This is a genomic window from Gracilibacillus oryzae, assembly GCF_009498735.1.
Taxonomy (GTDB): Bacteria; Bacillota; Bacilli; order Bacillales; family Amphibacillaceae; genus Gracilibacillus; species Gracilibacillus oryzae.
Genome location: NZ_ML762471.1, coordinates 1 through 2,572, shown reverse-complemented (window position 1 = coordinate 2,572; position 2,572 = coordinate 1). Strand labels below are relative to the sequence as shown.

At 52.7% G+C, this 2,572-nt stretch carries 1 rRNA gene; it reads right to left on the bottom strand.

Annotated elements, in window-relative coordinates:
* Positions 1 to 2,572: ribosomal RNA gene (locus tag F9U64_RS22460) — 23S ribosomal RNA — on the bottom strand; the annotation flags it as partial.

The following is a 2,572-nucleotide window of genomic DNA, read 5'->3' as shown; positions in this document are numbered from 1 at the left end:
TCAGCTGCACATGTCACCATGCTTCCACCTCGAACCTATCTACCTCATCGTCTCTGAGGGATCTTACTCATTTACATGATGGGAAGTCTCATCTTGAGGGGGGCTTCATGCTTAGATGCTTTCAGCACTTATCCCTTCCACACGTAGCTACCCAGCGATGCTCCTGGCGGAACAACTGGTGCACCAGCGGTGTGTCCATCCCGGTCCTCTCGTACTAAGGACAGCTCCTCTCAAACTTCCAACGCCCACGACGGATAGGGACCGAACTGTCTCACGACGTTCTGAACCCAGCTCGCGTACCGCTTTAATGGGCGAACAGCCCAACCCTTGGGACCGACTACAGCCCCAGGATGCGATGAGCCGACATCGAGGTGCCAAACCTCCCCGTCGATGTGGACTCTTGGGGGAGATAAGCCTGTTATCCCCGGGGTAGCTTTTATCCGTTGAGCGACGGCCCTTCCATTCGGTACCGCCGGATCACTAAGCCCGACTTTCGTCCCTGCTCGACTTGTAGGTCTCGCAGTCAAGCTCCCTTCTGCCTTTACACTCTTCGAATGATTTCCAACCATTCTGAGGGAACCTTTGGGCGCCTCCGTTACTCTTTAGGAGGCGACCGCCCCAGTCAAACTGCCCACCTGACACTGTCTCCGAACCGGATCACGGTTCTGGGTTAGAAGGTCAATACAGCCAGGGTGGTATCCCACCAGCGCCTCCACGTAAGCTAGCGCTCACGCTTCTCAGGCTCCCACCTATCCTGTACAAGCTGTACCAACATTCCATATCAGGCTACAGTAAAGCTCCACGGGGTCTTTCCGTCCTGTCGCGGGTAATGCGCATCTTCACGCATAGTATAATTTCACCGGGTCTCTCGTTGAGACAGTGCCCAAGTCGTTGCACCTTTCGTGCGGGTCGGAACTTACCCGACAAGGAATTTCGCTACCTTAGGACCGTTATAGTTACGGCCGCCGTTTACTGGGGCTTCGGTTCAACGCTTCGCTTGCGCTAACGCATCCCCTTAACCTTCCAGCACCGGGCAGGTGTCAGCCCCTATACTTCGCCTTTCGGCTTCGCAGAGACCTGTGTTTTTGCTAAACAGTCGCTTGGGCCTTTTCACTGCGGCTTTTCGTAAGAAAAGCACCCCTTCTCCCGAAGTTACGGGGTCATTTTGCCGAGTTCCTTAACGAGAGTTCTCCCGATCACCTTAGGATTCTCTCCTCGCCTACCTGTGTCGGTTTGCGGTACGGGCACCCTTTTCCTCACTAGAGGCTTTTCTTGGCAGTGTGAAATCAGGAACTTCGGTACTATATTTCCCTCCCTGTCACAGCTTGTGATTGCCAGACGGATTTGCCTATCTGACTCACTCACTGCTTAGACGCACACTTCCAGTCGTGCGCATTCCTTATCCTACTGCGTCCCCCCATTGCTCAAACAGAATTGGGTGGTACAGGAATATCAACCTGTTGTCCATCGCCTACGCCTTTCGGCCTCGGCTTAGGCCCCGACTAACCCTGAGCGGACGAGCCTTCCTCAGGAAACCTTAGGCATTCGGTGTAGAAGATTCTCACTTCTATTTCGCTACTCATACCGGCATTCTCACTTCTAAGCGCTCCACCAGTCCTCACGGTCTGACTTCACAGCACTTAGAACGCTCTCCTACCATTGATCAAAGATCAATCCGTAGCTTCGGTGATACGTTTAGCCCCGGTATATTTTCGGCGCAGAGTCACTCGACCAGTGAGCTATTACGCACTCTTTAAATGGTGGCTGCTTCTAAGCCAACATCCTGGTTGTCTAAGCAACTCCACATCCTTTTCCACTTAACGTATACTTTGGGACCTTAGCTGACGGTCTGGGCTGTTTCCCTTTCGACTATGAACCTTATCACCCATAGTCTGACTCCCAAGGTAATATGATTGGCATTCGGAGTTTGACTGAATTCGGTAACCCGGTGAGGGCCCCTAGTCCAATCAGTGCTCTACCTCCAACATACATCCCTTGAGGCTAGCCCTAAAGCTATTTCGGAGAGAACCAGCTATCTCCGTGTTCGATTGGCATTTCACCCCTACCCACACCTCATCCCCGCACTTTTCAACGTGCGTGGGTTCGGGCCTCCAGTCAGTGTTACCTGACCTTCACCCTGGACATGGGTAGATCACACGGTTTCGGGTCTACGACCCCCTACTAAAACGCCCTGTTCAGACTCGCTTTCGCTGCGGCTCCGCCTCTTCAGCTTAACCTTGCAGGAGATCGTAACTCGCCGGTCCATTCTACAAAAGGTACGCCGTCACCCGTAAAAGGGCTTCGACTACTTGTAGGCACACGGTTTCAGGTTCTCTTTCACTCCCCTTCCGGGGTGCTTTTCACCTTTCCCTCACGGTACTGGTTCACTATCGGTCACTAGGGAGTATTTAGCCTTGGGAGATGGTCCTCCCGGATTCCGACGGAATTTCACGTGTTCCGCCGTACTCAGGATCCACTCAGGAGGAAATAGATTTTCGATTACAGGGCTGTTACCTCCTATGGCTGATCTTTCCAGATCGATTCATCTAATCTATTTCTTTGTAACTCCGTA